Source organism: Halomonas sp. THAF5a, assembly GCF_009363755.1.
In the GTDB taxonomy this organism is placed as follows: domain Bacteria; phylum Pseudomonadota; class Gammaproteobacteria; order Pseudomonadales; family Halomonadaceae; genus Halomonas.
The window spans coordinates 2,204,353-2,227,814 of the sequence record NZ_CP045417.1 but is presented as its reverse complement, the minus strand read 5'-3'; the positions used below and the strand labels follow the sequence as shown (position 1 = coordinate 2,227,814).

The following is a 23,462-nucleotide window of genomic DNA, read 5'->3' as shown; positions in this document are numbered from 1 at the left end:
CATCTGCCACTGACCCGGGGGAACCATGGCCGGTCCGCTCGACATCTCCAGCATGACCCTGCAACGCCCCACGGTGGAGGAGGGCCTCGCCGCCGAGGAGGCCCTCCTTGATAGGGTCTGCCGGGGGGAGGTATCGCTTGGCTGGCTGGCCTGGTCGCCTACCGATCGCTCCCTGGTGATGCCTCGGCGCCACGAGCGCCTGGCCGGCTTCCCCGGGGCACGCCAGCGACTGGCCGCGATGGAGTGGCCGGTGCGGTTTCGTGCCACCGGCGGCACCCCGGTGCCCCAGAGTCCGGCGGTGATCAACCTGGCGCTGGCCGTGCGTTGCCGGGTAGGAAGCTCGGCGGCACACCTCGAATGGGGCTATCACCGCCTGGGCGATCCCTGGTGCGATTGGCTCGGTGGCCTGGGCGTGGGGGACCCCGACCTCGGTCCGGCGCCCGGTGCCTACTGCGATGGTCGCTTCAACGTGCGCATCGGCGGACGCAAGCTGGTGGGCACCGCCCAGCGCTGGCGGCGGGTGCGGGGCGGTCGTGACATGGCCCTGCTGGTCCACGGCGCCATGCAGGTGGACGACACCCCCGAGGCGTTGGTCGCCGTGGTCAACGCCTTCCAGGTCGCCATCGACGATCCCCAGCGCTTTCGTGCATCGAGCCATGTCGCCCTGCGTGATGTCCTGCCGGAGCTGGACCTGGCGACCGCCGTGCCCAGGCTGCTGGAGGCCCTGGTGGCGTGGGACGCCGACCCCGGGACCGGTCCCCGCGCCTGAAGCGCCCGCCCAGGCGGCACCTGTCGATGCCGCCGGGTGACGCATGGCGGTGGTCAGTGACGCGGGTCCCAGAGACGGCCGCGGTGCTCCTCTTCGTACCCCATGCTGCCGAAGGGCACACTGACGAGTTCCAGCTGCATGCCCCAGGGCGCCATGAAGTAGACCCAGGTCAGACCCTTCATCGGTCCGTCGGTGAACGGGTGGGGCTCGCCCAGCACCTGCACGTCATTGTCCTTGAGATAGGCCACCGCCTTATCCATGTCGTCGACATAGAAGGCGAGATGGTGGCCGCCGATGTCGCTGTTACGAGGTTGTTCGGTGCGCTGGTCCGGGGAGGTGTACTCGAAGATCTCGAGATTGGTGCCATCGCCGCAGCGCACCAGGTGGGCGGCGGGGATGGTGGCCTCCGGGTGGACGTTCAGGTTCACCGACATCCAGTCGTCCTCGAAGGGGCCGAAGGGCCCGATGGTATAGAAGGCCTCGCAGCCGATCACGTCGACGAAGAAGTCCACGGCGGCCTGGCGGTCGGGGACGGTGAAGCCGACGTGCTGGGGACCCTGCATGCCGGGCAGCTCGGCGAGGGCGGCCTGGCTGCTGGCCGTGAGCACCAGGGCGGCGAGACATCGCTTGGCGAGTGGCGTCATGGTGTATCTCCTGTGGTGTTGTTGTTGGCGGTGATGTGGATCACCACCCTGGAGATAGCAAGCCTCGTGCCAGTCGGGGGCAGCCGCGGAAGGGTTCTGCAAGGGATTGTTTTTATAGAAAAATGAGCAGCCCTGTGCCGGAGGGGAGCGTCGGGTTCGGCGTCGTGATGCCCATCACGTGACAGGTGTCATGTGACAGGTGTTGCAGAGTGTCACGTCAGCCGCCGAACATCCGGTGGCCTCGACGTAGGCTCCCCGCGACTCTCCTTCGGGTGTCGACGGCCCCGGGCGGCGTACGAGCCCTCAGGCCCGGCGCAGGGCCTCCTCGAGGATCGCCAGCCGGCCCGGCACCAGGGCGTCCTCCACGGCGGTGATGCGCAGCACATGGCCGAGGCCCGGATGGGCGGGGCGGGCGATCAGCCGTCCCGCCTCGAGCAGCTCCCGGTTGACCCGTTCGGCGAGCTCGGCGCTCGGCATCTGCACGCCGATGAAGTTGGTGGCGCTGGGCAGGACACGGGCCCCGAGGTCGCGCAGCCGCTCGGCCAGGCGGGCCCGACGCTCACGAACGGCGTCGATGTGCGCGCGGGTCTCCTCGGGATGATCGAGGACCACCTCGGCGGCCGCCTGGGTCAGGGTCGATACCGCGTAGTGGATGCGCACCTTCATCATCATGGCGAGGGTCTCGGGCTCGGCGATGGCATAGCCGATGCGCAGCCCGGCCAGGCCATGCGCCTTGGAGAGGGTGCGCAGGCGGATCACGCCGGGCAGCACCTCGCGAGCGAAGGGGCTGTCGGCGTCCTCGCGGAAGTCGTGGTAGGCCTCGTCGAGCAGCAGCCAGCAGTCGTCGGGCAGCGCCTCGCGCAGGCGGCGCACGGCCGCGTCGTCATGCAGGTGGCCGCTGGGGTTGTCGGGGTTGGCCAGGTAGACCAGCCGTGCCTCGGTCTCGTGCGCCGCGCTCGCCAGCGCCTCCAGGTCCGGGGCGAGGCGCCCGGGCGCTTCGTCGTAGGCGACCTCGACCAGGCGGCAGCCCTGGCCCCGGGCGAAGTAGCCGAAGGTGGGGTAGGTGCCGGCGGTGGCGACGACGGTGGTGCCGGGCTCGGCCACGGTGCGCAGGGCCAGGGCGATCAGGCTGTCGGCGCCGGCATCGACCAGCAGCGCCTCCACGGGCAGCCCCTGCCGCTCGGCGATGCGCTGGCGCACGCCCAGCGCCTCGGAGTCGCCATAGCAGTAGGCGTGCTCGACCATGGCGTCGCCGAAGTGCTCGCGCAGGGCCCGGTGGGGCATGTCCAGCCCCTCGTTGGAGCCCAGGCGGTGAGGGATCTCCCGGCCCAGGCGCCGCTCCAGCACGCGGATGCCGGGGAAGGGGTTGGTCGGGCCGTCGCCGGTCAGGTGGTCGGGGAAACGAGGCATCGGGAACTCCCAGTCGGTGGTCGGGGGTGCAGGGTCGTCTCTGCGGATGAGGCGATGGAGCTGGCGACACCATAGCATCTGTGCCGAGTGGGACGAGCGGCCTCTCGTTCCCCGGCTTGCGTTCCACGCCTCGCCTCGGCATGTTGAAGTCCTCGATGCCCCCTATCGATCCGAGATCCGGCGATGGTCGGACACAGGAGTGCCACCGATGAAGCTCTTCTATCATCCCGACCAGCAGCGCCATGCGCCGCCGACCTTCCTGCTGCGAGGCCGGGCGGTGGACTCGCCGGAGGGGCCGGCGCCAACGTCAACCTGCCGCTGCCCCTGGGCAGCGACGGCGCGGCCTTCCTGGCCGCCCTGGATCGCCTGATCGCACGGCTCGAGGCCTTCCGCCCCGAGTCCGTGGTGGTCGCCCTGGGCCTCGATGCCCACAAGGACGACCCGTTGGCCGGCCTGGCGCTCGAGACCGAGGATTTCACCGCCGTGGGGCAACGCATCGCCGCCCTCGGCCTGCCCACGGTGCTGGTGCAGGAGGGGGGCTACCCCACCGAGCACCTGGGCGACAACCTGGCCGCCTTCCTCGGCGGCTTCACCGCAGCCTGACTGCCATCACCACGAGAGAGCTCGCCATGACCGTCACCCACCACGACAGCAACGCCCGCATGAGCCAGATCACCGTGCACAACGGCACCGTCTATCTGGCCGGTCAGGTGCCGAGCGACCCGAGCGCCGACATGCGCGGCCAGACCGAGCAGGTGCTGGCGCGCATCGACGACCTGTTGGCCCGCGCGGGGACCTCCAAGGCGCAGCTGATCGCCGCCCAGATCTGGGTGACCAGCATGGCCGAGTTCGACCAGATGAACGCCGCCTGGGACAGCTGGGTGGTGCCGGGCCGCCCGCCGGTGCGGGCCGCCGTCGAGGCCAAGCTCGCCAAGCCGGAGTGGAAGGTCGAGATCATGGTCACGGCGGCGCTTCCGGAGGGCTGAGTGCGCAGCATCACCGACCTCGAGGCGGGCGATCTCCGCCAGGCGATCGACGCGGGGCGCAGCTCCCTCGAGGCCATCCCCCGGAGCAAGCCGATGGTCGCGTCGTGGCAAGGCCCGGTCGTGTCGATCGGGAGGGGGAAGCGACGGGAGGGGGAGGCATGAGCGCGAACCGCGCGGTCGACCGAGCGCCTGGCGTCGGGTTCTATTGGCACGAACGCTGTTTCTGGCACGACCCGGGCGCCATCGGCGTCTTCTCGGCCCCGGGCGAGTTCCTGCAGCCCCAGCCGGCCTCGGAGAGCAAGCGGCGGCTGAAGAACCTGCTGGAGGTCTCGGGGCTGATCGACGAGCTCGCCGTGCGCCAGTCGGCGGGGCTCGCCATCGCCGCCTGAGCGCCTTGTCCACCGACAGTGCGCTCGTGGTAGCCTCGCGCCATCATGCCGGCGAGGACGACGATGATCATGGCACTGCTGGAGGGCCTGCTGGGGCTGGGGATCGTGCTCGCCACCCTGTGGGGCGCGCTGGCCCTGGGCCATCGCCTGCCGCTGCCGCGCCCCTGGCGGTTGGGCGGGGTGGGGCTGTGGCTGGTGGCGGGGGCGGGCTGGCTTGTCCTCGCCGGGTACGGGGCGTCGCTCGCAGCGCTGGTCGGCAGCGTCGTGCAGATGGCCGCGCTGCTGGCCTGGTGGCGGCGGCTCGTGCCGCAGGCGGATCGGGACTGGGCCGAGGACGTCGCCCATCTCGCCACCGGCCGCGTCCTGGGGCAGCGGCTGGTCCTGGACCATGTGCGCCACTTCGACTGGCAGACCCGGGAGACTGCCCGGGGCGGCTGGGAGCGACGCACCTATGACCTCGACCGACTGAGCAGCGTGGACCTGATCGTCTCGAGCTGGGGGCGACCGGGCATCGCCCACGTGCTCATCTCCTTCGGCTTCGCCGGGGACGATGGCCGGGTGAAGGAGTTCGTGGCCTTCTCGGTGGAGGTGCGCCGGGCGCGCGACGAGGGCTTCTCGGAGATCGGTGGCTTCTTCAAGCAGTACGAGCTGGCGATCATCGCCGCCGACGAGCGCGATGCGGTGCGCCTGCGCAGCAACGTGCGCGGCGAGCGGGTGACCCTCTACCACAGCACGCTGTCGGCCGAGACGCGGCGCCGGCTGCTGCTCTCGCTGGTCGCCGCGGCCAGCGAGCTCGACCACGAGCCGCGCTTCTATCACACCGTCAGCGCCAACTGCACGACCCTGGTGTTCGCCATGATGCGCCGGATCATCGAGGGGCTGCCGCTGGATCATCGCCTGCTGCTCAGCGGACTGCTGCCGGGATACGTCCATGAGCATGGCGGCCTGGTCGAGGGGTACCGCCTCCGTGAGCTGCGCCGACTGGGCGACATCACCGAGCGCGCCAGGCAGGCCCACGACGCCGCCGACTTTTCCCGGCGGATCCGCCGGGGCGTGCCGGGGTGGGCCGGCCTCGATCGCCGATGATGAAAAAAACGCCACGACGCGGGCGTCGTGGCGGTATCGCTCCCTCCTGGGCATCGTCCCGATGCCGCACTCCCTGTGGGGCTTCCTGCCCCTGGCGTCCCTGTCACCGAGGTCGGCAGTCTCCCTTGCCGGGTCCTTCCCTTATCGCCCATGGTCATGACAGCGCCGTGAGGCTGCGATGACGGGGCCATGACAATCCCGTGCCCGGCGCCGGCAGGGCCGGTCCCCATCTGGTAGAATTCCGCGCCGTCTCGTCTGAATCCAACTCCATTTTCGGGAATCTCTCATGAATGCGGTAATTGTTGCGGTGCTTGTGATGGTGGGGCTATCACTGGCGCGGGTCTCGGTGGTCTTCGCCCTGGTGGTCGGGGCACTGGCCGGCGGGCTGGTCGGGGGGCTCTCCGTCACGGAGACGCTCGCGGCGTTCAACGACGGGGTCGGCGGCGGCGCCAAGGTGGCCCTGGCCTATGCCACCCTGGGCGCCTTCGCGGTGGCGATCTCGCGCTCGGGGCTGCCGGACCTGCTGGCGCGCCGGCTGATCGCGCTGCTCGGCCAGGAGGCCTCGGCCAGTCGCCAGGCCACGGTGAAGTACCTGCTGCTCGGCTCGGTGCTGCTGGTGGCGGTCTCCTCGCAGAACCTGATCCCGGTGCACATCGCCTTCATCCCGATCCTGATCCCGCCGCTGCTCAAGGTGATGAACCAGCTGCGCCTGGACCGGCGTGCGGTGGCCTGTGCGCTGACCTTCGGCCTGACGGCGCCCTACATGCTGCTGCCGGTGGGCTTCGGGGCGATCTTTCTCAACGACATCCTGCTGGCCAACATCAACCAGGCCGGTGAGGCGCTGGGCCTTCAGATCACCCGCGGCATGGTGCCCGTGGCGATGGGCGTGCCGGTGGGCGGCATGGCGCTGGGGCTGCTGGTGGCCCTGTTCGTCAGCTACCGCAAGCCGCGCGACTACGAGGCCGCGGAGGTCGCCACCACCAACGTGCCGCACCACCACCCCGAGGCCCAGGAGCCCCATGCGCTGGGCGTGGCGATGTCCATCGTCGCCATCGTCGCGGCCCTGGGCATCCAGCTCTATACCGGCTCGATGGTGCTGGGCGGCCTGGTCGGCTTCGCGCTGCTGTCGCTGGGTGGCATCTTCAAGTGGCGCGAGGCCGATGACCTCTTCACCAGCGGCATGCGCATGATGGCGCTGATCGGCTTCATCATGATCTCGGCCTCGGGCTTCGCCGCGGTGATGACCGCCACCGGCGAGGTGGAGACCCTGGTCACCGCCAGCGCCGAGATGATCGGCGACAACCGCGGCCTGGCCGCGCTGCTGATGCTGCTGGTGGGGCTGTTCATCACCCTGGGGATCGGCTCCTCCTTCTCGACCATCCCGATCATTGCCGCGATCTTCGTGCCCCTGGCGATCCAGTTCGGCTTCTCGCCGCTGGCCACGGTGGCGCTGGTGGGCACCGCGGCGGCGCTGGGTGATGCCGGCTCGCCGGCCTCGGACTCGACCCTCGGGCCGACCTCGGGTCTCAACGTCGACCGCCAGCACGACCATATCTGGGACAGCGTGGTGCCGACCTTCCTGCACTACAACATCCCGCTGATCGGCTTCGGCTGGCTGGCGGCGATGACCCTGTGATCGCCCGCCGACCCTGATCGGTATTGATGACGACGGCGGCCTGCGGGCCGCCGTCGTCGTGTCTTGCCCCTGTCGCCGGGGCGTCACTCCTCGCCGTTGCCCTCGTCAGGGGGCGCGGGGAGGTGCTGCTCCAGCGAGGCGAGCAGGCCGCGCAGCAGCGAGAGCTCCTTGCGCGACGGCTCGGCGCGGGCGAACAGCGCCTGGAGCTGCGCCTCGGTGCGGGCATGGGGCTGGGTGATAAAGCCGCTTTCACGCATCACCCTGGCGAGGTGCTCATGGAAGTGGCCCAGCTGCTCCCGAGACGGGCGGCGATCCCTGTCCGGCCGCGCCAGGCGAAAGTCGCTCTCCGGGCGCCGGCGCCAGGCGGTGAACACCTCGTGGGCGAGCACCTGCACGGCCTGGGAGAGGTTGAGGATGCCGTAGTCCGGGTTGGCCGGGATGCTCACCTGGTGGCTGCAGCAGCGGATCTCGTCATTGGTCAGCCCGAAGCGCTCGCGGCCGAAGACCAGCGCCACCGGGTCATCGGCGGCCTGGGCGACGACGTCCCGGGCCATCTCGTCCGGCTCGTCGAAGTGGGGCAGGGGCATGCTGCGCAGTCGGGCGCTGGCGCCGATTACCTGGACGCAGTCGCTCACCGCCTCGGCCAGCGTGCCGACCACTCGGGCTGCGTCGACGATGTCCTCGGCGCCGGCGGCCAGACGGCTGGCCTCGGGGTGAGGGAAGTCGCGCGGGTTGACCAGCACCAGGTCGGTGAGCCCCATGGTCTTCATGGCACGCGCCGAGGCGCCGATATTGCCAGGGTGGTAGGTCTGGACGAGGACGATTCGGATATTGGCAAGCATGAGACGGTCGACGCGGCCTGAGAGATGGACCGGACATTCTAGCGAGCAGGACGCCAGGTGTGTACGCCTGCCCGTGTTCCGGGACAGTGCCGGATGCCTCACCCGCCGGGAGTTGCCGGCCGTGCGGTCATCCAGGCGATCGTTGACGGGGGCGCCCGATGGCTCGAGTGGCCGTCACTCGAGCTCCATCTGCGCTCGAATCTGCTCACGCATCTGGTCGACTTGCGCGAGGAAGGCATCCACCGTCGGCCGCAGCGCATGCGGGGAGTGGTGAAGTTCCAGCGCGATCGGGGGTGGGGCAGGGTGCAACCCGATGAAGGCACAGCCCCGGCTCTGCAGGTGGCGAATACACGCCGGTGCGATCGCCAGCCCCAGGCCGCCGGCGACCTGGCTGAGCAGGGTCTGCATCTGGGAGGGCTGACGCACCACGCGCGGAGAGAAGCCGGCTTCCCCGCAGGCGCCGATGATCCCGTCGAACAGGCCGCTGGCCTGGCCGCGCTCGAAGAGGATGAAGTCTTCCCGGGCCAGCTCTTCGAGGGCCAGGCGTTTGCGCCCGGCCAGGGGGTGCGTGAGGGGGAGGATGGCCATCAGCGGATCATGATACAGCGGCAGGCCGGTCAGGCCGTGAGGGGCCGGGTCGGGTAACGGGCGCGAGAGCCCCACGTCGATCTCATGGCGGGCGAAGGCATCCAGCTGCTGCTGGGCGGTCATCTCGAATAGCTCCAGGTGCACGTCGGGATGGTGACGGCTGAAGCGCTGGATCAGCTCGGGCATGAAGCGTGCGGTGGCCGAGCTCATGTAGCCGATGCGCAACTGGCCGCTCTGACCGACGGCCGCTCGCAGGACGCGCTCACGGGCCTCGGCCTCGAGGCTCAGCAGGCGGCGCGCATCCTCCAGCAGCACGTCGCCGGCCGCGGTGACCCGCACCTCCCGCGTGCTGCGCCAGAATAGTGGCGTGCCGAGCTCCTCTTCCAGATCCGCGATCTGACGACTGATCGCTGGCTGGACCGTGTGCAGTCGGCGTGCGGCGGCCGAGAAGTTACGCAGCTCTGCCACGGCCACGAAGGTCTTGAGGGTCTTGAGTTCCATCGGGCAGTCGCCATTGATACGAATTTGGTATAGGAAAGATACTATATCAACATTTCTGTTATGAAGTGGCGGCCGCTAGAGTCCCCCGCATTGCCCGACCTCCGGGCGCATTCATGGGAGCTCGACGATGACGTCCACTCGCCAGGCGGCCGCGTCCCGTGCCGGGACCGATGCCCCTTCCCCCTTTCTGCTGTTGATGATGACCGCCGCCGTGACCTTCACGGTGGCCAACCTCTATTATTACCAGCCGCTGCTGCCGGCGGTGCGAGAGGGGCTATCGCTGAGTGATACCCTGCTGGGGCTGGTGCCCTTCGCCACGCAGATCGGCTATGCCGCGGCCATCCTGCTGATCTCTCCGCTGGGTGATGTCATGCCGCGCCGCCGGCTGATCGCGATGCTCTCCTGCCTGCTGGTGGTGTCGCTGCTCATGCAGGCCCTCGCCGGGCACGGGATGGTCATGGTGCTGGGTACCCTCCTGATGGGGGTGGGCGCCAACATCACCCAGCAGCTGATCCCCCTGGCGGCCTCGATGTCCTCCCAGCAGCAGCGGGGGCGGGTGATCGGCACCCTGATGAGCGGCCTGACACTGGGCATTCTCCTGTCGCGCGTGATCAGCGGCGGTATCGCCGAGCATCTGGGCTGGCGTGCCGTTTACGGGGCGGCCGCCGCAGTCGCTCTCTTCTGGGGGCTGCTGCTCTGGCGCCTGTTGCCGAAGGAGACCTCGCGGACTGCCGGCATGCGTTACCCGGCGCTTCTCGCCTCCATGCTGGGGCTCCTGCGTCGCCACGCCCTGCTGCGGGTGTCGGCACTGACCGGAGCGCTGTGGTTTGCCGCCTTCAATGCCATCTGGGCCAGCCTTGCCCTGCATGTCACCCATGAGCCACTGGGGCTGGATCTGCAGCAGGCGGGCATGTTCGGCCTCGCCGGCATGGCCGGCATCGTCGGCGCCAGGCTCTCCGGACGCTGGGTGAATCGGCTGGGTGCCTGGCGGGTGATCGCCCTGGCCTTGCTGGTGCTGTCGATCGGGATGCTGGTGCTGTGGGGCTTCGCGTATTCGCTGGTCGGGCTGGCGGTCGGCATCGTGCTGATCGATCTGGGGGTGTTCGCCGCCCAGGTGCCGAACCAGGTGCGCGTCTTTGCCATCGAGCCCGCCGCCCAGAGCCGCCTCAATGCCGTGTACATGCTGTTCTATTACCTCGGGGCTGCCTTGGGGGCGCTGTCCGGGGTCCAGCTGATGGCGGCCTTCGGCTGGCAAGGCGTGATGGTCCTGTCCCTGCTGCTATCGCTGGGCGCCCTGGTGCTGCATCTCGCCGCGCGCCGGGCGGGATCAACCGTCAGCCCGGCAGCGGCCTGACCCTCGACGCCCCCTCCCTTCCCGATGACGCGTCCGGTGCCATGCCGGATACCCATGCCGACGGATGCCGGCAGGCATCCCAGCAAACGAGGATCTTCTGTGGCTTCAACATCCGATATCGCTCCGTCGCCTCTCTCGTCTCGAGGGCGATTTACCCTGCTGGCCGTGGCCTGCCTGACCATCATGGTGGGCACCGCGGTCGCCCCTGGCCTGACGGTCATTTCCTCCGCCCTCGGGGTGAGTGGTCACGCCAGCTGGCTGGTGACCCTGCCGGCACTGGGCGTGATGATCTTCGCCCCGCTGGCCGGTCGTCTTATCGACCATGTCGGTCCCTATACGGCGCTGCTATGGGGGCTTGCGAGCTATGGGGTGCTGGGAGCGGGTGGCATCCTGCAGGAGGGACCGGTGCCGGTCTTTGCCGACCGAGTGTTGCTGGGCGCCGCCACCGCCGTGGTGATGACCTCAGGCACCAGCCTGATTTCGCATTGGTACCATGGTCAGGAGCGTCTGAGGATGTTGGCCCAGCAGGGCATGGCCATCGAGCTGGGGGGCGTCGTGTTTCTTCTCGTCAGCGGCGGTCTGGCCGCCATCGAGTGGTATTGGCCCTTCGCGCTCTATCTCTTGGCCTGGTTGATGGCCTTGATGGTGCGTGTCTGGGTGCCGGAACGCTCCCCCGCGGGTGAACAAGCCAGCGAGGCCGCGGGGCGAGCATCCGGGGCCGGCATGGGGCTGGTCTATGTGGCGGCCGTGGCGGCGATGATGCTGTTCTTCACCTCTATCGTGCTGTTGCCCGTGGAGCTGAAGGCCATGGGCATGGGCGAGGCCGGCATCGGCGTCTTCCTGGCCGCCATCTCGCTGGTGGCCGTGGTGGCGGCCATGCTGATGCCTCGGGTGGCGGGGCGCATCGGCGAGGGCCTGACCCTGGTCCTGGCCTTCGCTGGCTACACGGTGAGCCTGGCGCTATTCGGGTGGGCACAGAGCCTTTGGCTCATGAGCCTCGGGGTACTCTTCGCCGGCAGCGGCTTCGGCTTCTCGATCCCGCTGGTCAATCACATGACGGTGGAGCGAACGCCTGCCGCACAGCGTGGCCGCCGCCTGGCCTATCTGTCGATGGCCATCTTCTCCGGACAGTTTCTGACCTCGCTGCTGGAGTTCGTGCCCGGACAGGCCAGCCCGATATTTGGGCTGATGGCGGTGGTAGGGGGGCTCTTCGTGGTGATCTACCTGCAGGCCTGGCGCCGCGAACGTGGTCAGGTCCGGCGCTGGGCGCGGGGCTAGAGGCGCCGGGCCAATACCGACATGGAGGATGTCGCACGGTCAGTCGCGGGCACGGGAGGCGTTGCCCGCCCGCTCAGGCACCAGCGAACTGCGATGGCGGTATCATCCCGCGCCACCTTGAGCCTCAAGCACGAAAAAACCCCGCCGGCATTCGCCGGCGGGGTCTGTCTCAGGCTAGGCCTGGGGCAGGGGGGGGGGATTACATCATGCCGCCCATGCCACCCATGCCGCCCATGCCGCCCATGTCGGCGCCACCGGCATCCTTCTCGTCCGGATCGTCGGCGATCATGCACTCGGTGGTGATCATGAGGCCGGCGACGGAGCCAGCGGACTGCAGCGCGGAGCGGGTGACCTTGGCCGGGTCCAGCACGCCCATCTCGAACAGGTCGCCGAACTCGCCGGTCTGGGCGTTGTAGCCGAAGTTGCCCTCACCGTCCTTGACGCGGTTCAGGATGACGGAGGCCTCCTGACCGGCGTTGGTGACGATCTGGCGCAGCGGGGCTTCCATGGCGCGCACGGCGATGGCGATGCCGTGGGTCTGGTCCTCGTTCTCGCCCTTCAGGCCGGCGATCTTGGTCAGCACGCGCACCAGGGCGGTGCCGCCCCCGGGCACCACGCCTTCCTCGACGGCGGCGCGGGTGGAGTGCAGGGCGTCCTCGACGCGAGCCTTCTTCTCCTTCATCTCCACTTCGGTGGCGGCACCGACGCGGATGACGGCGACACCGCCGGCCAGCTTGGCGACGCGCTCCTGGAGCTTCTCGCGATCGTAGTCGGAGGAGGTCTCCTCGATCTGGGCGCGGATCTGGCTGACGCGGGCCTCAATGTCGTTATCGTTGCCGGCGCCGTCGATGATGGTGGTGTTCTCCTTGGACATGGTCACGCGCTTGGCGGTGCCCAGGTGGTCCAGGGTGGCCTGCTCGAGGTCCAGACCCACTTCCTCGGAGATCACGGTGCCACCGGTGAGGATGGCGATGTCCTGCAGCATGGCCTTGCGACGGTCACCGAAGCCCGGCGCCTTGGCGGCCGCGACCTTGACGATGCCGCGCATGGTGTTGACCACCAGGGTGGCCAGCGCCTCGCCTTCGATGTCCTCGGCGATGATCACCAGCGGCTTGCCGGCCTTGGCGACGGCCTCGAGGGTCGGCAGCAGTTCGCGGATGTTGGAGATCTTCTTGTCCACCAGCAGGATGAACGGATCTTCCAGTTCCACGGCCATGGTGTCTTGGTTGGTCACGAAGTACGGCGACAGGTAGCCGCGATCGAACTGCATGCCTTCCACGACGTCCAGCTCGTCTTCGAAGCCACGGCCTTCATCGACGGTGATGACGCCTTCCTTGCCGACCTTCTCCATCGCCTCGGCGATGATCTGGCCGATGCGCTTGTCGCCGTTGGCGGAGATGGTGCCGACCTGGGCGATGGCGTTGGAGTCGGTGCAGGGCACGGCCAGCTCGCTGACTTCCTGGACGGCGGCGGCGACGGCCTGGTCGATGCCGCGCTTCAGGTCCATCGGGTTCATGCCGGCGATCACGCCCTTCAGGCCCTCGGTCACGATGGACTGGGCCAGTACGGTGGCGGTGGTGGTGCCGTCACCGGCGACGTCGGAGGTCTTGGAAGCGACTTCCTTGACCATCTGCGCGCCCATGTTCTCGAACTTGTCCTTCAGCTCGATCTCCTTGGCCACGGAGACGCCGTCCTTGGTCACGGTCGGCGCGCCGAAGGACTTCTCGAGTACCACGTTGCGGCCCTTCGGGCCCAGGGTGGCCTTGACGGCGTTGGCCAGGGTGTCGACGCCTTTCGCCATGCGAGTGCGGGCATCACTGGAGAACTTGACTTGTTTCGCTGCCATTTTCGTATGCTTCCTGTGAGTTCGTGAACGTCAATATCGAGCGATTGCTAGCGGGTCGCGGCTCAGCCTTCGACGACGGCCAGGATGTCGGACTCGCTCATGATCAGCACTTCTTCGCCGTCGATCTTCTGCTTCTCGACGCCGAAGCCATCCTTGAAGATCACGGTGTCGCCGACCTTGACGTCGAGCGGACGCACATCGCCGCTGTCCAGAATCCGGCCGTTACCGACGGCGAGCACTTCGCCACGAGTCGGCTTTTCCTGGGCGCTGCCCGGGAGCACGATGCCGCCTGCAGTCTTCTGCTCTTCTTCAACGCGACGGATGACGACGCGATCGTGCAAGGGACGGATGTTCATTGCTCACGTTCTCCTGATGGTTTGCTGTGCCGGCAGTCACTGTCCGGCGGTTTTAATCATCAACCCGCAGGCGGGCTACGGGGTGGAGGCGGTTATCGCCTTCCTTGTCGATGGCCCGAGGAAACTCCGCGGACCGAATCTCGATGCTGTCGGATAGGTGGGGCTCGGCCGGTCGCTTTCAAGGGCTGCCGTGAAAATTTTTTGTTCCGATCAGCGCCGCTCGTCGCGAGAGATGAACTCGCCCTCTAGCGGTCGGTCGCCGCCGGTGGTGGCGGTGTCGTCCCGAGCGCCCTCCGGGCCTTCCCCGCGGGGGCTCGCCTGCTGCCAGTCGGCATCGCGGCCCTGGCGCGGCCGGTAGGTCCCGGCGCGAACGTTGAGCCCCTGCATGCGCACGCCCAGCCAGGTGAGCGATTTCGCCAGCAGGCGACGGGCGTTGGGGATCAGGCACATGAAGCCCAGCGCATCGGAGAGAAAGCCCGGCGCCATCAGCAGGGCGCCGCCGAAGATCAGCGCCGCCCCGGTCAGAAGCTCTCCCGAGGGGATCTCCCCCTGGTGCATGCGCTGCTGGGCGCGAGCGAAGGTGGCGACGCCCTCGCGGCGGATCAGATGCAGGCCGATGAAGCCGGTGGCCAGGACCAGCCCCAGGGTGGTGAGCAGGCCGATCTGGCTGCCCACCGAGAAGAGGATGACGAAGTCGAGCAGGGCGAAGAGGGTAAAGACGAGAAGAAAGGGCATGGAGGCTCCGCGAAGATCTGTTGCGGTGGTGATGGGGGCAGGGCGGCATAATTCAAGATGGCCGGGGACCGGGAGGGCAGCGTGGAATATCCTTCCAGGTTTCGCTAGAGTGGCTGAATAGCGCGGTCACAAGGGCAGGCGGGTTGGCCTGCGTCCTCGATGCCGTCGCCCCCTTCGGCCACGCGAGCCCCCTGTTCCCTGGAGAAGCGCACATGACACTCGACAATTCCGTTATCGCCATCACTGGTGGCGCTCGTGGGCTGGGCCTGGCCATGGCCCGCCGGCTGGGGCGTCAGGGGGCTCGCCTGGCCCTGCTGGATCGCGACCCCGAGGCCCTGGACGAGGCGGTCTCCCGGCTGCACGGCGAGGGGATCGAGTCGCGGGCCTTTATCGTCGACGTCGCCGACGAGGCCTCTGTGCAGCAGGCCTTCGGCGATATTCGCGCGACCCTGGGGCCGATCCATGGCCTCGTGAACAATGCCGGCATCGTCAGGGACGGCCTGCTGGTCAAGGCGAAGGACGGCGAGGTGCAGAAGCGCTTGCCCCTCGAGCAGTGGCAGCGGGTGATCGACGTCAATCTGACCGGCGTTTTCCTGTGTGGCCGCGAGGCGGCCACCCAGATGATCGAGGCGGGACACGAGGGGGTGATCGTCAATATCTCAAGCATCTCCCGGGCCGGCAACATGGGGCAGAGCAACTACGCCGCGGCCAAGGCCGGCGTGGTGGCGTTGACCACCACCTGGGCGGGGGAGCTCGCCCGTTACGGCATTCGCGTGGGTGCCGTGGCGCCGGGGTTCATCGAGACCGAGATGACCGCCTCGATGCGCGAGGACATGCTCGAGAAGCTGACCGCGGGCGTGCCGCTCCAGCGTCTCGGCCAGCCCGAGGAGATCGCCGAGAGCGTGGCCTTCATCATGACCAACGCCTACTTTACCGGTCGGGTGATCGAGTGCGACGGCGGGCTGCGACTCTAGGGCTTACCCTGCCCGCCGCTGCCCCTGCGGGGCAGGGGCGAGGCGACGCCGGTCGTGGATGGGCCGGCGTCGCCGTATCGCCATGGCGGGGTATGGGGGGCGGCGAGGTGTCGCGGCGTGCCCCGGCGGGGCACGCCTTGCTGGGCTCGATCAGAACGTGACCTGATCGGCCAGGCCCTCCACCGTGACCTCACCGATGCCGCTGACCCGCGTCAGGTCTTCGGCGTTCTCGTAGGGGCCGTTGGCCTCGCGATCCTCGACGATGGCGGCGGCCTTGGTCGGGCCGATCCCGGGGAGTTCGGCCAGCATTGCCGCATCGGCGGCGTTGATGTCGATCGGGGACATCTCCTGGGCCAGGGCCTGACTGGCGACGAGCGGGGCGAGGCCGAGCAGCATGGTCAGCAGCAGGCACGACAGGCGAGTCTTGAAGGCGTGAGTCATGGTGGCGCTCCTTGAGTCCGAGGAAGCGGTCCGCGGCCCTGAGGCATCGTCCCGCCCCCTTCAAGCTAGCCCGCCCCGGGCTCAAGCCTCGTCAGCGATCGTGCCGGCGTGGCGTCAGCCATCAGGGAGGCGCTGCCGGCGTCATTGTCCCCTGCGGCGTAGGCCATCGCTGATATACTGGGGCGCGATTCCCACCCCCACCCAGGAGCCCGACCGTGTCCACCGCTTCTCCCCTGATCATCGCCCTCGACTATGCCTCCCTGGACGCCGCGCTATGCATGGCCGACCGCCTGGATCCCTCGCGCTGTCGGCTCAAGGTGGGCAAGGAGCTGTTCACTCGCAGCGGCCCGGACATCCTCGAGGCGCTGCACGGACGCGGGTTCGAGGTGTTCCTCGACCTCAAGTTCCATGATATCCCCAACACCGTGGCCGGGGCGGTCCAGGCGGCGGCCGAGCAGGGGGTCTGGATGGTCAACGTGCATGCCGGTGGGGGGCGACGGATGATGGAGGCCGCCCGGGAGCGGCTGGATCGCCACGGTCTCGCGACCCAGCTGATCGCGGTGACGGTGCTGACCAGCATGGCGGCCGAGGATCTGGCCGAGGTGGGGGTGTCGTCATCGCCCGCCGACCAGGTCGAGCGCCTGGCCCTGCTGGCGCGCGACAGCGGCATGGACGGCGTGGTCTGCTCGGCCCAGGAGGCGAGCCGCCTGACCACGCTGTGCGGAGCGGGCTTCGCCAAGGTGACGCCCGGCATCCGGCCGAGCTTCGCCGCCGCCGGCGACCAGCGTCGCGTGATGACACCGTCCGAGGCCATGGCGGCCGGCAGCACCCATCTGGTGGTGGGGCGGCCCGTGACCCAGGCGGAGGATCCCATGGCGGCGCTGGCGGCGATCGAGGCGGAGCTGTCCGCCGGTTGAGACGGGCCTAGCCCTCGCCGGGCGCGTCGATCGGCTGCATGGTGCCCCAGTTGCGACAGCGGGGGCACTGCCAGTGCAGTGTCTCGGTGGCGAAGCCGCAGCGGCGGCAGCGGTGGCGGGGACGGGCACGCACCAGCGCCAGGGTGTGCCGTTCGAGCAGCTCGATGTGATCGTCCGCCGCTCGCGCCTGGCGCCGTGAGAGCGTCAGCAGCTGGTGGATCGCGTCCAGGCTCGGTCGCCGCTCGAGCTGCTCGCGAATCAGCGCGAGCGCCTCCTGCTCCTGCCCCTGGTGGTGAAGCGTCTCGGCCAGCAGGGCGATCACGGCCGTGGAGGGCGCCTGGTCGAGGAGCTCGCGCAGGCCGTGGACCAGCCCCTCCTCATCATCCAGCAGGCGGTAGGCGTGGGCCAGGGGCTCGAGCATCAGTGGCGTGTAGGCCGGGTCCTGGTCGGGAATGCGGCGCAGCAGCTTGATGGCCTGCTTGTACTGACCCGTGTCGTGCGCCATGGCGGCCAGCAGCAGGTTGGCGCGCACGCAGCGGGCGTCGGTGGCCAGGGCCTGGCGCAGGTGGCGCCTGGCCAGCACCGGGCTCGCCGAGTGGCGCTCCTGCTCGGCCAGCTCGCAGAGCCAGTGGGCCGCCGCGCGGCGGATATCGTCGTGCTGGCGCACCATCTTGGGCAGCGCCACGTCCAGGGCCGCCTGCCACTCCCGTTCGCGCTCGAGCAGGTCGATCAGCAGCCGCCGCGCCGAGGCGCGCAGCTCGTCGTCCTGGGCGTCGCGGACCAGTCCCTCCAGCAGGCGTTCGGCGCGGTCGAGCAGGCCGAGGGCCAGGAAGTCCCGGGAGAGCTCGAGCTGCACGCGCTCGCTCTGGTCGGCGGTCAGCGTCGGCCGGGCCAGCAGGTTCTGGTGGATCTTCAGGGCCCGGTCGGCCTCGCTGCGGTTGCGGAAGAGATTGCCCAGGGCGAGGTGGGTCTCGACGGTGTCGCTGTTGACCTCCAGCGCGCCGATGAAGGTCTCGATGGCCTGGTCCTGCTGATCGTTGAGCAGGTAGTTGAGGCCGACGAAGTAGTCGCGCGCCAGGGCCGGCGGCGCGGGGCCGGTGCCGCGATGCCGACGCTCCCGTCGGCCCAGCCACCAGCCGGTGGCGATCGCCACCACCAGCAGGGCCAGCAGGAGAACATCGGGCATCTAGGAGAGTTCCTTCATCTCCTGGACGCGCAGGCGGTCGAGTTCCTTGCGCTGCTGCTGGTTGTGGCGCTGGGCGCGGGTCAGCAGGGTGCGCAGGCGCAGGTAGACGCCGCTCATGGCGAGCATGCCGAGCAGCACGCCCACGGCCAGCGAGGCCAGCAGCCAGACGGAGAGCGAGGCGGCGGGCAGTTCGAGCCAGATCAGGTTCAGGGGCAGGGCCTGCTGATTGTTGACGGCGAAGAGGATGCCGATCAGCAGCACCGCCAGCAGGATGATGGCCAGGATCAGGCCTTTAAGCCAACGCATGTGCAATGTTCCCGTGTCGATTGAAGGAGGGACGGCGCTCGTCGGACGCCGTTCAGTAGCCGAGTGCGCGGCTGGCATCCACCTGTTCGCGCAGCTCCTTGCCGGGCTTGAAGTGTGGCACGAACTTGCCGTCGAGTGCGACCGGTTCTCCCGTCTTGGGGTTCCTGCCCACCCGGGGCTCGCGGTAGTGCAGCGAGAAGCTGCCGAAGCCGCGGATCTCCACGCGTCCTCCCTCGGCCAGGGTATCGGTGATGTCGTCGAGGATCAGGCGCACCGCGGCCTCGACCTCCTTCACCGACAGCTCCGGCTGTCGCATGGCGATCTGCTCGATCAGTTCGGACTTGGTCATCGACTCGTCTCCGTGCGGTCCTGCCTGGGTCGGCGTGATCCCGGCGTTGTTGTTTTTCCAAAGCATACTGGGCAACTCTCGAGAAAACAACGCACTACGACCTTTTGTCGAGCCCAGGACGCCGCGCCGGGAGGCGGGCTGCCGCCGGGCGAGGGGCTCGGGTATACTGCCCTGCACATCCACCCGACCCAATGAGGCCCACCTTGAACGACGATTCGTCTCCGGAAGCCGCCCTACGCAAACGTCTCTACTGGCACTCGCGTCGCGGCATGTGGGAACTGGACCTGCTGCTGATTCCCTTCCTCGAGCAGCGCTACGGGGACCTGGACGAGCATGACCAGGCCGCCTACCGCGACCTGATCACCGAGGAGGATCAGGATCTCTTCGCCTGGCTGATGCGCCGCGAGTGGCCCGAGGATCCGACGCGGCGCCGCATCGTCCAGCTGATCGTCGAGCATGCCGAGACCACCGACAACGATCACTATCGCAACCTCTAGGGTTGCCCTGGCGGCCCAGGGCGCGCTGGCCGTGGCGGTCGCGGGGCTGATCGCCGCCGTGGCCGCCCCCTGGGCCGGCGTCCTGGCAGCGCTCCTGCTGGCCGGGGGCGTGGCCTCCCTGGTGCCCGCCCGTCGGGCGGGCGAGCTGCGACTCACGCCGCTTGCGAGCGGGGAGATCGCCTTCGCCTGGCGCGATCCCGGGCAGGAGGCCTGGCGTCCGGTCGCCCTGCACTGCGACTACCTCGGGCCCTGGCTGATCGGACTGCGCATCGACGGGCGCCGGCTATGGCTATGGCCGGACAGCAGTGATGGCGATGCCCTTCGTCGGCTGCGTCGGGAGCTCCTGCCCCTGCCCTGACGAGGCTGATGGCCTCTCTCTTCTTTACCTTCTCCTCGCGTCGGGGCCCGCCTTGCGGCAGCCCGTTCAGCGCGGGTCGAGGTCCGCCAGGTGAAGGCGCGAGGGGTGCGGGGAGGCGTCGGCGTGGACCGCGCAGCCGGGGTTGAAGTGCAGGCCGCGGGATTCGCGGCGCGCCCGGGCCGCAGCCACGGTGAGGCGCGCCAGGCGCAGGGCGTGCCAGAGGTTCGACAGCGCCACCGACGGGGTAGCGTCCTCCATGCGCCGGGCGAGGTCCCGGTGCAGTCGGGCCAGCTCCCGGGCCGCCTCGTCGAGGCCCTGGTCGGTGCGCACGATCGCCACCCGGGCACTCATCACCTGGCGCATCGCCTCCCGGATGGCGTCGAGGGACGTCGAGGGCTCGACGCGATCGCCGAAGCGCACCGGCAACAGGGCGGCCGTGGAGCTGGCCTCGGCCTCGCGCAGGCGCTTGGCGCAGCTGCGCGCATACACCAGGCACTCCAGCAGCGAGTTGCTGGCCATCCGGTTGGCGCCGTGCAGGCCGGTGCAGGCGACCTCGCCGATGGCATGGAGGCGCGGCACCGTGGTGGCGCCGTCGTGGTCGGTGCTCACGCCGCCGCAGCTGTAGTGGGCGGCCGGCACCACCGGGATCGGCTGCCGGGCGATGTCCAGCCCGCGCCCCGCGCAGTGGGCGTGGATGGTCGGGAAGTGGTGGCGGATGGCCGCCTCGCCGAGGTGGCGGATGTCTAAAAAGACGTGATCGGTGTTCGTGCGCTGCATCTCGGCATCGATGGCGCGGGCGACCACGTCCCGGGGGGCCAGCTCGGAGCGGGGATCGATTCCCGGCATGAAGCGCTCGCCCGCGGCATTGAGCAGCCGGCCGCCCTCGCCGCGAACCGCCTCGCTGATCAGGAAGGCCGGGCCGTCGGGATCGAAGAGGCAGGTCGGGTGGAACTGCTGGAACTCCAGGTTCATCAGCTCGGCGCCGAGCTCGGCGGCCATCATCATGCCCTCGCCGCTGGCCGGCTGAGGGCTGGTAGTGTGGCGGTAGAGGCCGCTGGCACCGCCGGTGGCGAGCACGGTATCCGCGGCGAGCAGGGCGTGCAGTCGGCCGTCGGCGTCGAGGCAGCGGGCGCCCCGGCAGTGGCCCTCTGTGTCGCCGATCAGGCCGATCGCGGTCAGGTCGCCGCGAAGCGTGATGCGGGGATGAGCCTCCACGTGCCGGCGCAGGGTCTCGACCACGGCACGGCCGGTGGCGTCGTCGGCATGGATGATGCGCCGGGCGCCGTGCCCCCCCTCGCGGGTCAGGTGGTAAGGGTAGCCGGCCTCGGGGCTTTCATCCGGCGTGAAGGGCACGCCCAGCGACAGCAGCCACTCGATGGCGGACGGTCCCTGCTCGACGGTGAAGCGCACGGCTGCCTCGTCGCACAGGCCGTCGCCGGCCACCAGGGTGTCGGCGACGTGGGCCTCGATGTCGTCCTGGGGGGAGAGCACGGCGGCGATTCCCCCCTGGGCCCAGCGGCTGGCGCCCTGGTCATCGCTGGCCGGTCGCAGCAGCGTGACCCGACGATGGTCCGCCACCTCCAGGGCCAGCACCAGCCCGGCGACGCCGCCGCCGATCACCAGCACGTCATGGTTGCCGTCTGTCATCTGCCTTTCCTTCTTGCGTGATGGTCCACGGCGGCCGACCGGGCGTCGGTGAGGCCGTGATGGGCAGCGCGGCGCCGCAGGCGCCGGCTGGGCAGGCGATCCAGGTCGCCGAGGCGCCGGATCAGCTCGTCGGTGAGTCGGGCCAGTTCCCGATTGAGCCACAGGTAGCCGCCGGGGCTGAAGAGCCGCCTGCCGTCGCTGGCCCGGGCGTTGGCCGCCAGCTCGGCATGACGCTCGAGGGCGAAGGGGGTGATGGTCACCTCGACCGGCCGGCCGGTGCGCACCTGGAAGGCCAGGGTGCCGATGCCGCGGGCCAGGGTGTGCTGCTGTTCACGCAGCCCCTTCATGGCCTCGATCTGTTCGTGGCCGTCGCGGCTGTTCCAGTGGGTCTCCAGCAGCAGCTCGATGGTCGAGAGCATGCGCCGCTGCAGCGAGATGATGTCGTCGAGCTCGTGGCGGGTCAGGCGTCCCTCGCGATGGATGGCATCCACCAGGCCTCGCTGCTTGACCAGCAGGCTGCTGGTGGCCTTGAGCAGCTCGCGGGCGTCGAGGTCGTGGGCGGCCGTGGCGGTGGTGTGGGCGTGGTAGAGCCGTGCCATGCGATCGAGGTTGTCGGCGAGCATGAAGCGCAGCATGTCGGTGGCCTTCTGGGGCAGCACCAGCACCGTGATGGCGATGCCTACCAGGGTGCCGAGCAGGACATCGACGGCGCGCCACACCGCGAGCTCGAACTCCGCCTGGCCGCCGCCGATCACCAGCAGCAGGCTGATGGCGAACATCAGGCCGCTGTAGCCGTGACGGTTGCCGAAGGTCAGCCAGGTGGCGACGGCGATGCTGGCCAGGGCGCCGAGGGGCACCAGGTAGGGCAAGGTCAGCGGGAGCATGATCAGCAGCAGGCCGACACTGGCACCCAGCACGGTGCCGAGCAGGCGCTGTCGTCCCTTGTCGAGGACGCCGCCGATGTGGGGCAGGTTGCCCATCACCATGATGGTGCTGACGAGTGCCCAGCCGCTGTGCGGGATGGCGAACGCTTCGATGAGGGTGAAGGTGACGCAGAGGGCCAGCGCGATGCGCAAGACGTGCAGCTTGCGTCGGTGCTGATAGTTGAAGTAGGGATCGCGCAGGCGCGGCAGGATCATGAGATGGCGTCCCGTTGGCGGGTCACGCCCGACGCTTGCCGGAGGGTGCTAGTGAGCTGGTGCCCGGAGCCGGGCTCGAACCGGCACGGTGTTGCCACCGAGGGATTTTAAGTCCCTTGCGTCTACCAATTTCGCCATCCGGGCGGCTCGGTCACGAGCGGGCAACCAGGGAATAGTGGAGGCTGGAGTCGGAATCGAACCGGCGTACACGGAGTTGCAGTCCGCTGCATAACCACTCTGCCATCCAGCCTCATGAGTCGTGCCATTCGTGGGGAATGGAGCGGGAAACGAGCTTCGATCGGACCGGCGTTCCGGCTCGCGACCTTGGCTGTCACTCGCGTTGACTCAGCTTTGGTGCTCTTTGTTGCATCGAGTCTGGAGCGGGAAACGAGATTCGAACTCGCGACCCTCGCCTTGGCAAGGCGATGCTCTACCACTGAGCTATTCCCGCCTGACTCGAGTGCGTATTATACGGATAAGTCGGTGACTGTCAAACGCTTTTCACGTGTTTCTACGCTGTCGACTCAGCGCATGGAGCGGCTGAGGTGTGGCCAGGCCGCACGCAGGTAGAGGATCATCGACCACAGGGTCAGCAGGGCGGCCACGTGCAGGGTGACCACGCCGAGCATGGCGATCGGCGTGCCGGGGGCGAACGCCAGCAGCACCAGCAGGGCGATCATCTGCAGGGTGGTCTTGACCTTGCCGATCCAGGAGACGGCCACCTGGCCGCGCTTGCCCATCTCGGCCATCCACTCGCGTAGCGCGGAGATGACGATCTCGCGGCCGATGATCACCAGCGCCGGCAGGGTCAGCCAGAGGGCATCGTAGCGCTCGATCAGCAGCGCCAGGGCCACCGCCACCATCAGCTTGTCGGCCACCGGGTCGAGGAAGGCGCCGAAGGGGGTGGACTGGTTCCAGCGCCGGGCCAGGTAGCCGTCGAGCCAGTCGGTCACGGCGGCCAGGGCGAAGAGGGCGGCGGCCAGCGGCATGCTCCAGGTGAAGGGCAGATAGAACAGCACCACCAGCAGCGGGATGAAGACGATTCTGGCCAGGGTGAGCAGGTTGGGTATGTTCATCGGAAGATGCGTTCCTTGCCTTGGGGTGCCGGGAGAGTCCCTCATTCTATCCGCCCGCGCCCGGCTCATCCATGCAGGGCGTGATGAATCGTCTCCGCCGTCCGGATGGAGAGCTGCTGATGCCGGGCATCGGCGGCAGCGCCTCGTGAGCT

Annotated in this window: 26 protein-coding genes, 3 tRNA genes and 1 pseudogene; 13 read left to right on the top strand and 17 right to left on the bottom strand. The window is 69.0% G+C overall.

Annotated elements, in window-relative coordinates; translation table 11 throughout:
* Positions 1-25: 25 nt before the first annotated feature.
* Positions 26-769 carry a lipoate--protein ligase family protein gene (locus FIU83_RS10005; protein ID WP_253939434.1) on the top strand — a complete coding sequence of 248 codons (744 nt, stop codon included), beginning with the start codon at positions 26-28 and terminating at the stop codon, positions 767-769.
* 53 nt (positions 770-822) lie between these two features.
* On the opposite strand, the gene FIU83_RS10000 is transcribed toward FIU83_RS10005, so the two are convergent.
* Positions 823-1,413, bottom strand: a complete 591-nt coding sequence (locus FIU83_RS10000) for a VOC family protein (protein ID WP_152483919.1) — start codon at positions 1,411-1,413, stop codon at positions 823-825.
* Positions 1,414-1,716: 303 nt separating this feature from the next.
* Positions 1,717-2,823 carry a histidinol-phosphate transaminase gene (locus FIU83_RS09995; protein WP_152483918.1) on the bottom strand — a complete coding sequence of 369 codons (1,107 nt, stop codon included), beginning with the start codon at positions 2,821-2,823 and terminating at the stop codon, positions 1,717-1,719.
* Between the two features lie 183 nt (positions 2,824-3,006).
* Between FIU83_RS09995 and FIU83_RS09990 the strand changes: the two genes are divergently transcribed.
* The 6 genes and pseudogenes from FIU83_RS09990 (at position 3,007) to FIU83_RS09970 (ending at position 6,920) form a co-directional block, all read left to right on the top strand.
* Complete coding sequence (locus FIU83_RS09990) at positions 3,007-3,426, top strand: hypothetical protein (protein ID WP_367642277.1); 420 nt, start codon at positions 3,007-3,009, stop codon at positions 3,424-3,426.
* Between the two features lie 26 nt (positions 3,427-3,452).
* Positions 3,453-3,809: a RidA family protein gene (locus FIU83_RS09985; RefSeq protein ID WP_152483917.1), complete on the top strand. Its 357-nt coding sequence runs from the start codon at positions 3,453-3,455 to the stop codon at positions 3,807-3,809.
* Complete coding sequence (locus FIU83_RS17470; protein WP_172976070.1) at positions 3,810-3,971, top strand: hypothetical protein; 162 nt, start codon at positions 3,810-3,812, stop codon at positions 3,969-3,971.
* Positions 3,968-4,159 (top strand): annotated as a pseudogene (locus tag FIU83_RS09980) (hypothetical protein); the annotation flags it as partial. The gene FIU83_RS17470 and the pseudogene FIU83_RS09980, both read left to right, overlap by 4 nt.
* 108 nt (positions 4,160-4,267) lie before the next feature.
* A complete protein-coding gene (locus FIU83_RS09975) occupies positions 4,268-5,284 on the top strand; it encodes a DUF4105 domain-containing protein (protein ID WP_253939432.1) in 1,017 nt (338 codons plus the stop codon).
* A gap of 286 nt (positions 5,285-5,570) precedes the next feature.
* Positions 5,571-6,920 carry a Na+/H+ antiporter family protein gene (locus FIU83_RS09970; protein WP_152483915.1) on the top strand — a complete coding sequence of 450 codons (1,350 nt, stop codon included), beginning with the start codon at positions 5,571-5,573 and terminating at the stop codon, positions 6,918-6,920.
* An 83-nt stretch (positions 6,921-7,003) separates the two neighbouring features.
* On the opposite strand, the gene FIU83_RS09965 is transcribed toward FIU83_RS09970, so the two are convergent.
* Both FIU83_RS09965 and FIU83_RS09960 read right to left on the bottom strand, forming a co-directional pair.
* Entirely contained in the window at positions 7,004-7,762 is a 759-nt protein-coding gene (locus FIU83_RS09965; protein WP_152483914.1) for an RNA methyltransferase, read from the bottom strand.
* 174 nt (positions 7,763-7,936) lie between these two features.
* Positions 7,937-8,851 carry a LysR family transcriptional regulator gene (locus tag FIU83_RS09960; protein WP_152483913.1) on the bottom strand — a complete coding sequence of 305 codons (915 nt, stop codon included), beginning with the start codon at positions 8,849-8,851 and terminating at the stop codon, positions 7,937-7,939.
* Between the two features lie 127 nt (positions 8,852-8,978).
* On the opposite strand from FIU83_RS09960, the gene FIU83_RS09955 reads away from it, so the two are divergent.
* Positions 8,979-10,205 (top strand): MFS transporter, encoded by a 1,227-nt coding sequence (locus tag FIU83_RS09955; protein WP_152483912.1) that lies wholly within the window; start codon positions 8,979-8,981, stop codon positions 10,203-10,205.
* A 99-nt stretch (positions 10,206-10,304) separates the two neighbouring features.
* Entirely contained in the window at positions 10,305-11,483 is a 1,179-nt protein-coding gene (locus FIU83_RS09950) for an MFS transporter (RefSeq protein ID WP_216645021.1), read from the top strand.
* Positions 11,484-11,682: 199 nt separating this feature from the next.
* Here the strand turns inward: FIU83_RS09950 and groL are convergent, their stop codons facing one another.
* The 3 genes from groL to FIU83_RS09935 all read right to left on the bottom strand — a co-directional run bounded on the left by groL (position 11,683) and on the right by FIU83_RS09935 (position 14,420).
* Positions 11,683-13,329, bottom strand: a complete 1,647-nt coding sequence (groL, locus tag FIU83_RS09945; RefSeq protein WP_152483910.1) for a chaperonin GroEL — start codon at positions 13,327-13,329, stop codon at positions 11,683-11,685.
* 62 nt (positions 13,330-13,391) lie between these two features.
* Positions 13,392-13,685, bottom strand: coding sequence for a co-chaperone GroES (locus FIU83_RS09940; protein ID WP_035595572.1), 294 nt, complete (start codon positions 13,683-13,685; stop codon positions 13,392-13,394).
* Positions 13,686-13,895: 210 nt separating this feature from the next.
* Positions 13,896-14,420: an FxsA family protein gene (locus FIU83_RS09935; RefSeq protein ID WP_152483909.1), complete on the bottom strand. Its 525-nt coding sequence runs from the start codon at positions 14,418-14,420 to the stop codon at positions 13,896-13,898.
* 212 nt (positions 14,421-14,632) lie between these two features.
* On the opposite strand from FIU83_RS09935, the gene FIU83_RS09930 reads away from it, so the two are divergent.
* Complete coding sequence (locus FIU83_RS09930; protein WP_152483908.1) at positions 14,633-15,394, top strand: SDR family oxidoreductase; 762 nt, start codon at positions 14,633-14,635, stop codon at positions 15,392-15,394.
* 150 nt (positions 15,395-15,544) lie between these two features.
* Here FIU83_RS09930 and FIU83_RS09925 read toward each other — a convergent pair whose 3' ends face one another.
* The gene (locus tag FIU83_RS09925; RefSeq protein ID WP_152483907.1) at positions 15,545-15,835 is read right to left on the bottom strand and encodes a helix-hairpin-helix domain-containing protein; all 291 of its coding nucleotides are present in this window, start codon (positions 15,833-15,835) and stop codon (positions 15,545-15,547) included.
* Between the two features lie 215 nt (positions 15,836-16,050).
* Between FIU83_RS09925 and pyrF the strand changes: the two genes are divergently transcribed.
* Positions 16,051-16,752, top strand: coding sequence for an orotidine-5'-phosphate decarboxylase (pyrF, locus tag FIU83_RS09920; RefSeq protein ID WP_152483906.1), 702 nt, complete (start codon positions 16,051-16,053; stop codon positions 16,750-16,752).
* Between the two features lie 7 nt (positions 16,753-16,759).
* On the opposite strand, the gene lapB is transcribed toward pyrF, so the two are convergent.
* The 3 genes from lapB to FIU83_RS09905 are packed head-to-tail and all read right to left on the bottom strand — an operon-like array spanning position 16,760 to position 18,659.
* The gene (lapB, locus tag FIU83_RS09915; protein WP_152483905.1) at positions 16,760-17,938 is read right to left on the bottom strand and encodes a lipopolysaccharide assembly protein LapB; all 1,179 of its coding nucleotides are present in this window, start codon (positions 17,936-17,938) and stop codon (positions 16,760-16,762) included.
* Positions 17,939-18,244 carry a lipopolysaccharide assembly protein LapA domain-containing protein gene (locus tag FIU83_RS09910; RefSeq protein WP_152483904.1) on the bottom strand — a complete coding sequence of 102 codons (306 nt, stop codon included), beginning with the start codon at positions 18,242-18,244 and terminating at the stop codon, positions 17,939-17,941.
* Between the two features lie 52 nt (positions 18,245-18,296).
* Positions 18,297-18,659, bottom strand: coding sequence for an integration host factor subunit beta (locus tag FIU83_RS09905; RefSeq protein WP_275668753.1), 363 nt, complete (start codon positions 18,657-18,659; stop codon positions 18,297-18,299).
* Positions 18,660-18,796: 137 nt separating this feature from the next.
* Here FIU83_RS09905 and FIU83_RS09900 point away from each other — a divergent pair, with 137 nt between their 5' ends.
* Both FIU83_RS09900 and FIU83_RS09895 read left to right on the top strand, forming a co-directional pair.
* A complete protein-coding gene (locus FIU83_RS09900) occupies positions 18,797-19,090 on the top strand; it encodes a succinate dehydrogenase assembly factor 2 (RefSeq protein WP_152483903.1) in 294 nt (97 codons plus the stop codon).
* The gene (locus tag FIU83_RS09895; RefSeq protein WP_172976069.1) at positions 19,050-19,448 is read left to right on the top strand and encodes a hypothetical protein; all 399 of its coding nucleotides are present in this window, start codon (positions 19,050-19,052) and stop codon (positions 19,446-19,448) included. Before FIU83_RS09900 ends, FIU83_RS09895 begins: the two co-directional genes overlap by 41 nt.
* 66 nt (positions 19,449-19,514) lie before the next feature.
* On the opposite strand, the gene nadB is transcribed toward FIU83_RS09895, so the two are convergent.
* From nadB to pgsA, 6 genes are all read right to left on the bottom strand, one after another.
* Positions 19,515-21,095 (bottom strand): L-aspartate oxidase, encoded by a 1,581-nt coding sequence (gene nadB, locus FIU83_RS09890; protein ID WP_152483901.1) that lies wholly within the window; start codon positions 21,093-21,095, stop codon positions 19,515-19,517.
* Positions 21,092-22,234 (bottom strand): FUSC family protein, encoded by a 1,143-nt coding sequence (locus FIU83_RS09885; protein WP_152483900.1) that lies wholly within the window; start codon positions 22,232-22,234, stop codon positions 21,092-21,094. Before FIU83_RS09885 ends, nadB begins: the two co-directional genes overlap by 4 nt.
* A gap of 57 nt (positions 22,235-22,291) precedes the next feature.
* Positions 22,292-22,378: transfer RNA gene (locus tag FIU83_RS09880), tRNA-Leu, on the bottom strand.
* 32 nt (positions 22,379-22,410) lie between these two features.
* A tRNA-Cys gene (locus FIU83_RS09875) sits at positions 22,411-22,484 on the bottom strand.
* Between the two features lie 126 nt (positions 22,485-22,610).
* Positions 22,611-22,685 (bottom strand) — tRNA-Gly (locus tag FIU83_RS09870).
* A 73-nt stretch (positions 22,686-22,758) separates the two neighbouring features.
* Positions 22,759-23,310, bottom strand: a complete 552-nt coding sequence (gene pgsA / locus FIU83_RS09865) for a CDP-diacylglycerol--glycerol-3-phosphate 3-phosphatidyltransferase (protein WP_152483899.1) — start codon at positions 23,308-23,310, stop codon at positions 22,759-22,761.
* Between the last annotated feature and the right edge of the window lie 152 nt (positions 23,311-23,462).

Bases quoted from the DNA above. Each gene is read 5' to 3' on its own strand.
- FIU83_RS10005 (WP_253939434.1), top strand. From the start codon at position 26: ATGGCCGGTCCGCTCGACATCTCCAGCATGACCCTGCAACGCCCCACG.
- FIU83_RS10000 (WP_152483919.1), bottom strand. From the start codon at position 1,413: ATGACGCCACTCGCCAAGCGATGTCTCGCCGCCCTGGTGCTCACGGCC.
- FIU83_RS09995 (WP_152483918.1), bottom strand. From the start codon at position 2,823: ATGCCTCGTTTCCCCGACCACCTGACCGGCGACGGCCCGACCAACCCC.
- FIU83_RS09990 (WP_367642277.1), top strand. From the start codon at position 3,007: ATGGTCGGACACAGGAGTGCCACCGATGAAGCTCTTCTATCATCCCGA.
- FIU83_RS09985 (WP_152483917.1), top strand. From the start codon at position 3,453: ATGACCGTCACCCACCACGACAGCAACGCCCGCATGAGCCAGATCACC.
- FIU83_RS09975 (WP_253939432.1), top strand. From the start codon at position 4,268: ATGGCACTGCTGGAGGGCCTGCTGGGGCTGGGGATCGTGCTCGCCACC.
- FIU83_RS09970 (WP_152483915.1), top strand. From the start codon at position 5,571: ATGAATGCGGTAATTGTTGCGGTGCTTGTGATGGTGGGGCTATCACTG.
- FIU83_RS09965 (WP_152483914.1), bottom strand. From the start codon at position 7,762: ATGCTTGCCAATATCCGAATCGTCCTCGTCCAGACCTACCACCCTGGC.
- FIU83_RS09960 (WP_152483913.1), bottom strand. From the start codon at position 8,851: ATGGAACTCAAGACCCTCAAGACCTTCGTGGCCGTGGCAGAGCTGCGT.
- FIU83_RS09955 (WP_152483912.1), top strand. From the start codon at position 8,979: ATGACGTCCACTCGCCAGGCGGCCGCGTCCCGTGCCGGGACCGATGCC.
- groL (WP_152483910.1), bottom strand. From the start codon at position 13,329: ATGGCAGCGAAACAAGTCAAGTTCTCCAGTGATGCCCGCACTCGCATG.
- FIU83_RS09940 (WP_035595572.1), bottom strand. From the start codon at position 13,685: ATGAACATCCGTCCCTTGCACGATCGCGTCGTCATCCGTCGCGTTGAA.
- FIU83_RS09935 (WP_152483909.1), bottom strand. From the start codon at position 14,420: ATGCCCTTTCTTCTCGTCTTTACCCTCTTCGCCCTGCTCGACTTCGTC.
- FIU83_RS09930 (WP_152483908.1), top strand. From the start codon at position 14,633: ATGACACTCGACAATTCCGTTATCGCCATCACTGGTGGCGCTCGTGGG.
- FIU83_RS09925 (WP_152483907.1), bottom strand. From the start codon at position 15,835: ATGACTCACGCCTTCAAGACTCGCCTGTCGTGCCTGCTGCTGACCATG.
- lapB (WP_152483905.1), bottom strand. From the start codon at position 17,938: ATGCCCGATGTTCTCCTGCTGGCCCTGCTGGTGGTGGCGATCGCCACC.
- FIU83_RS09910 (WP_152483904.1), bottom strand. From the start codon at position 18,244: ATGCGTTGGCTTAAAGGCCTGATCCTGGCCATCATCCTGCTGGCGGTG.
- FIU83_RS09905 (WP_275668753.1), bottom strand. From the start codon at position 18,659: ATGCTTTGGAAAAACAACAACGCCGGGATCACGCCGACCCAGGCAGGA.
- FIU83_RS09895 (WP_172976069.1), top strand. From the start codon at position 19,050: ATGCCGAGACCACCGACAACGATCACTATCGCAACCTCTAGGGTTGCC.
- nadB (WP_152483901.1), bottom strand. From the start codon at position 21,095: ATGACAGACGGCAACCATGACGTGCTGGTGATCGGCGGCGGCGTCGCC.
- FIU83_RS09885 (WP_152483900.1), bottom strand. From the start codon at position 22,234: ATGATCCTGCCGCGCCTGCGCGATCCCTACTTCAACTATCAGCACCGA.
- pgsA (WP_152483899.1), bottom strand. From the start codon at position 23,310: ATGAACATACCCAACCTGCTCACCCTGGCCAGAATCGTCTTCATCCCG.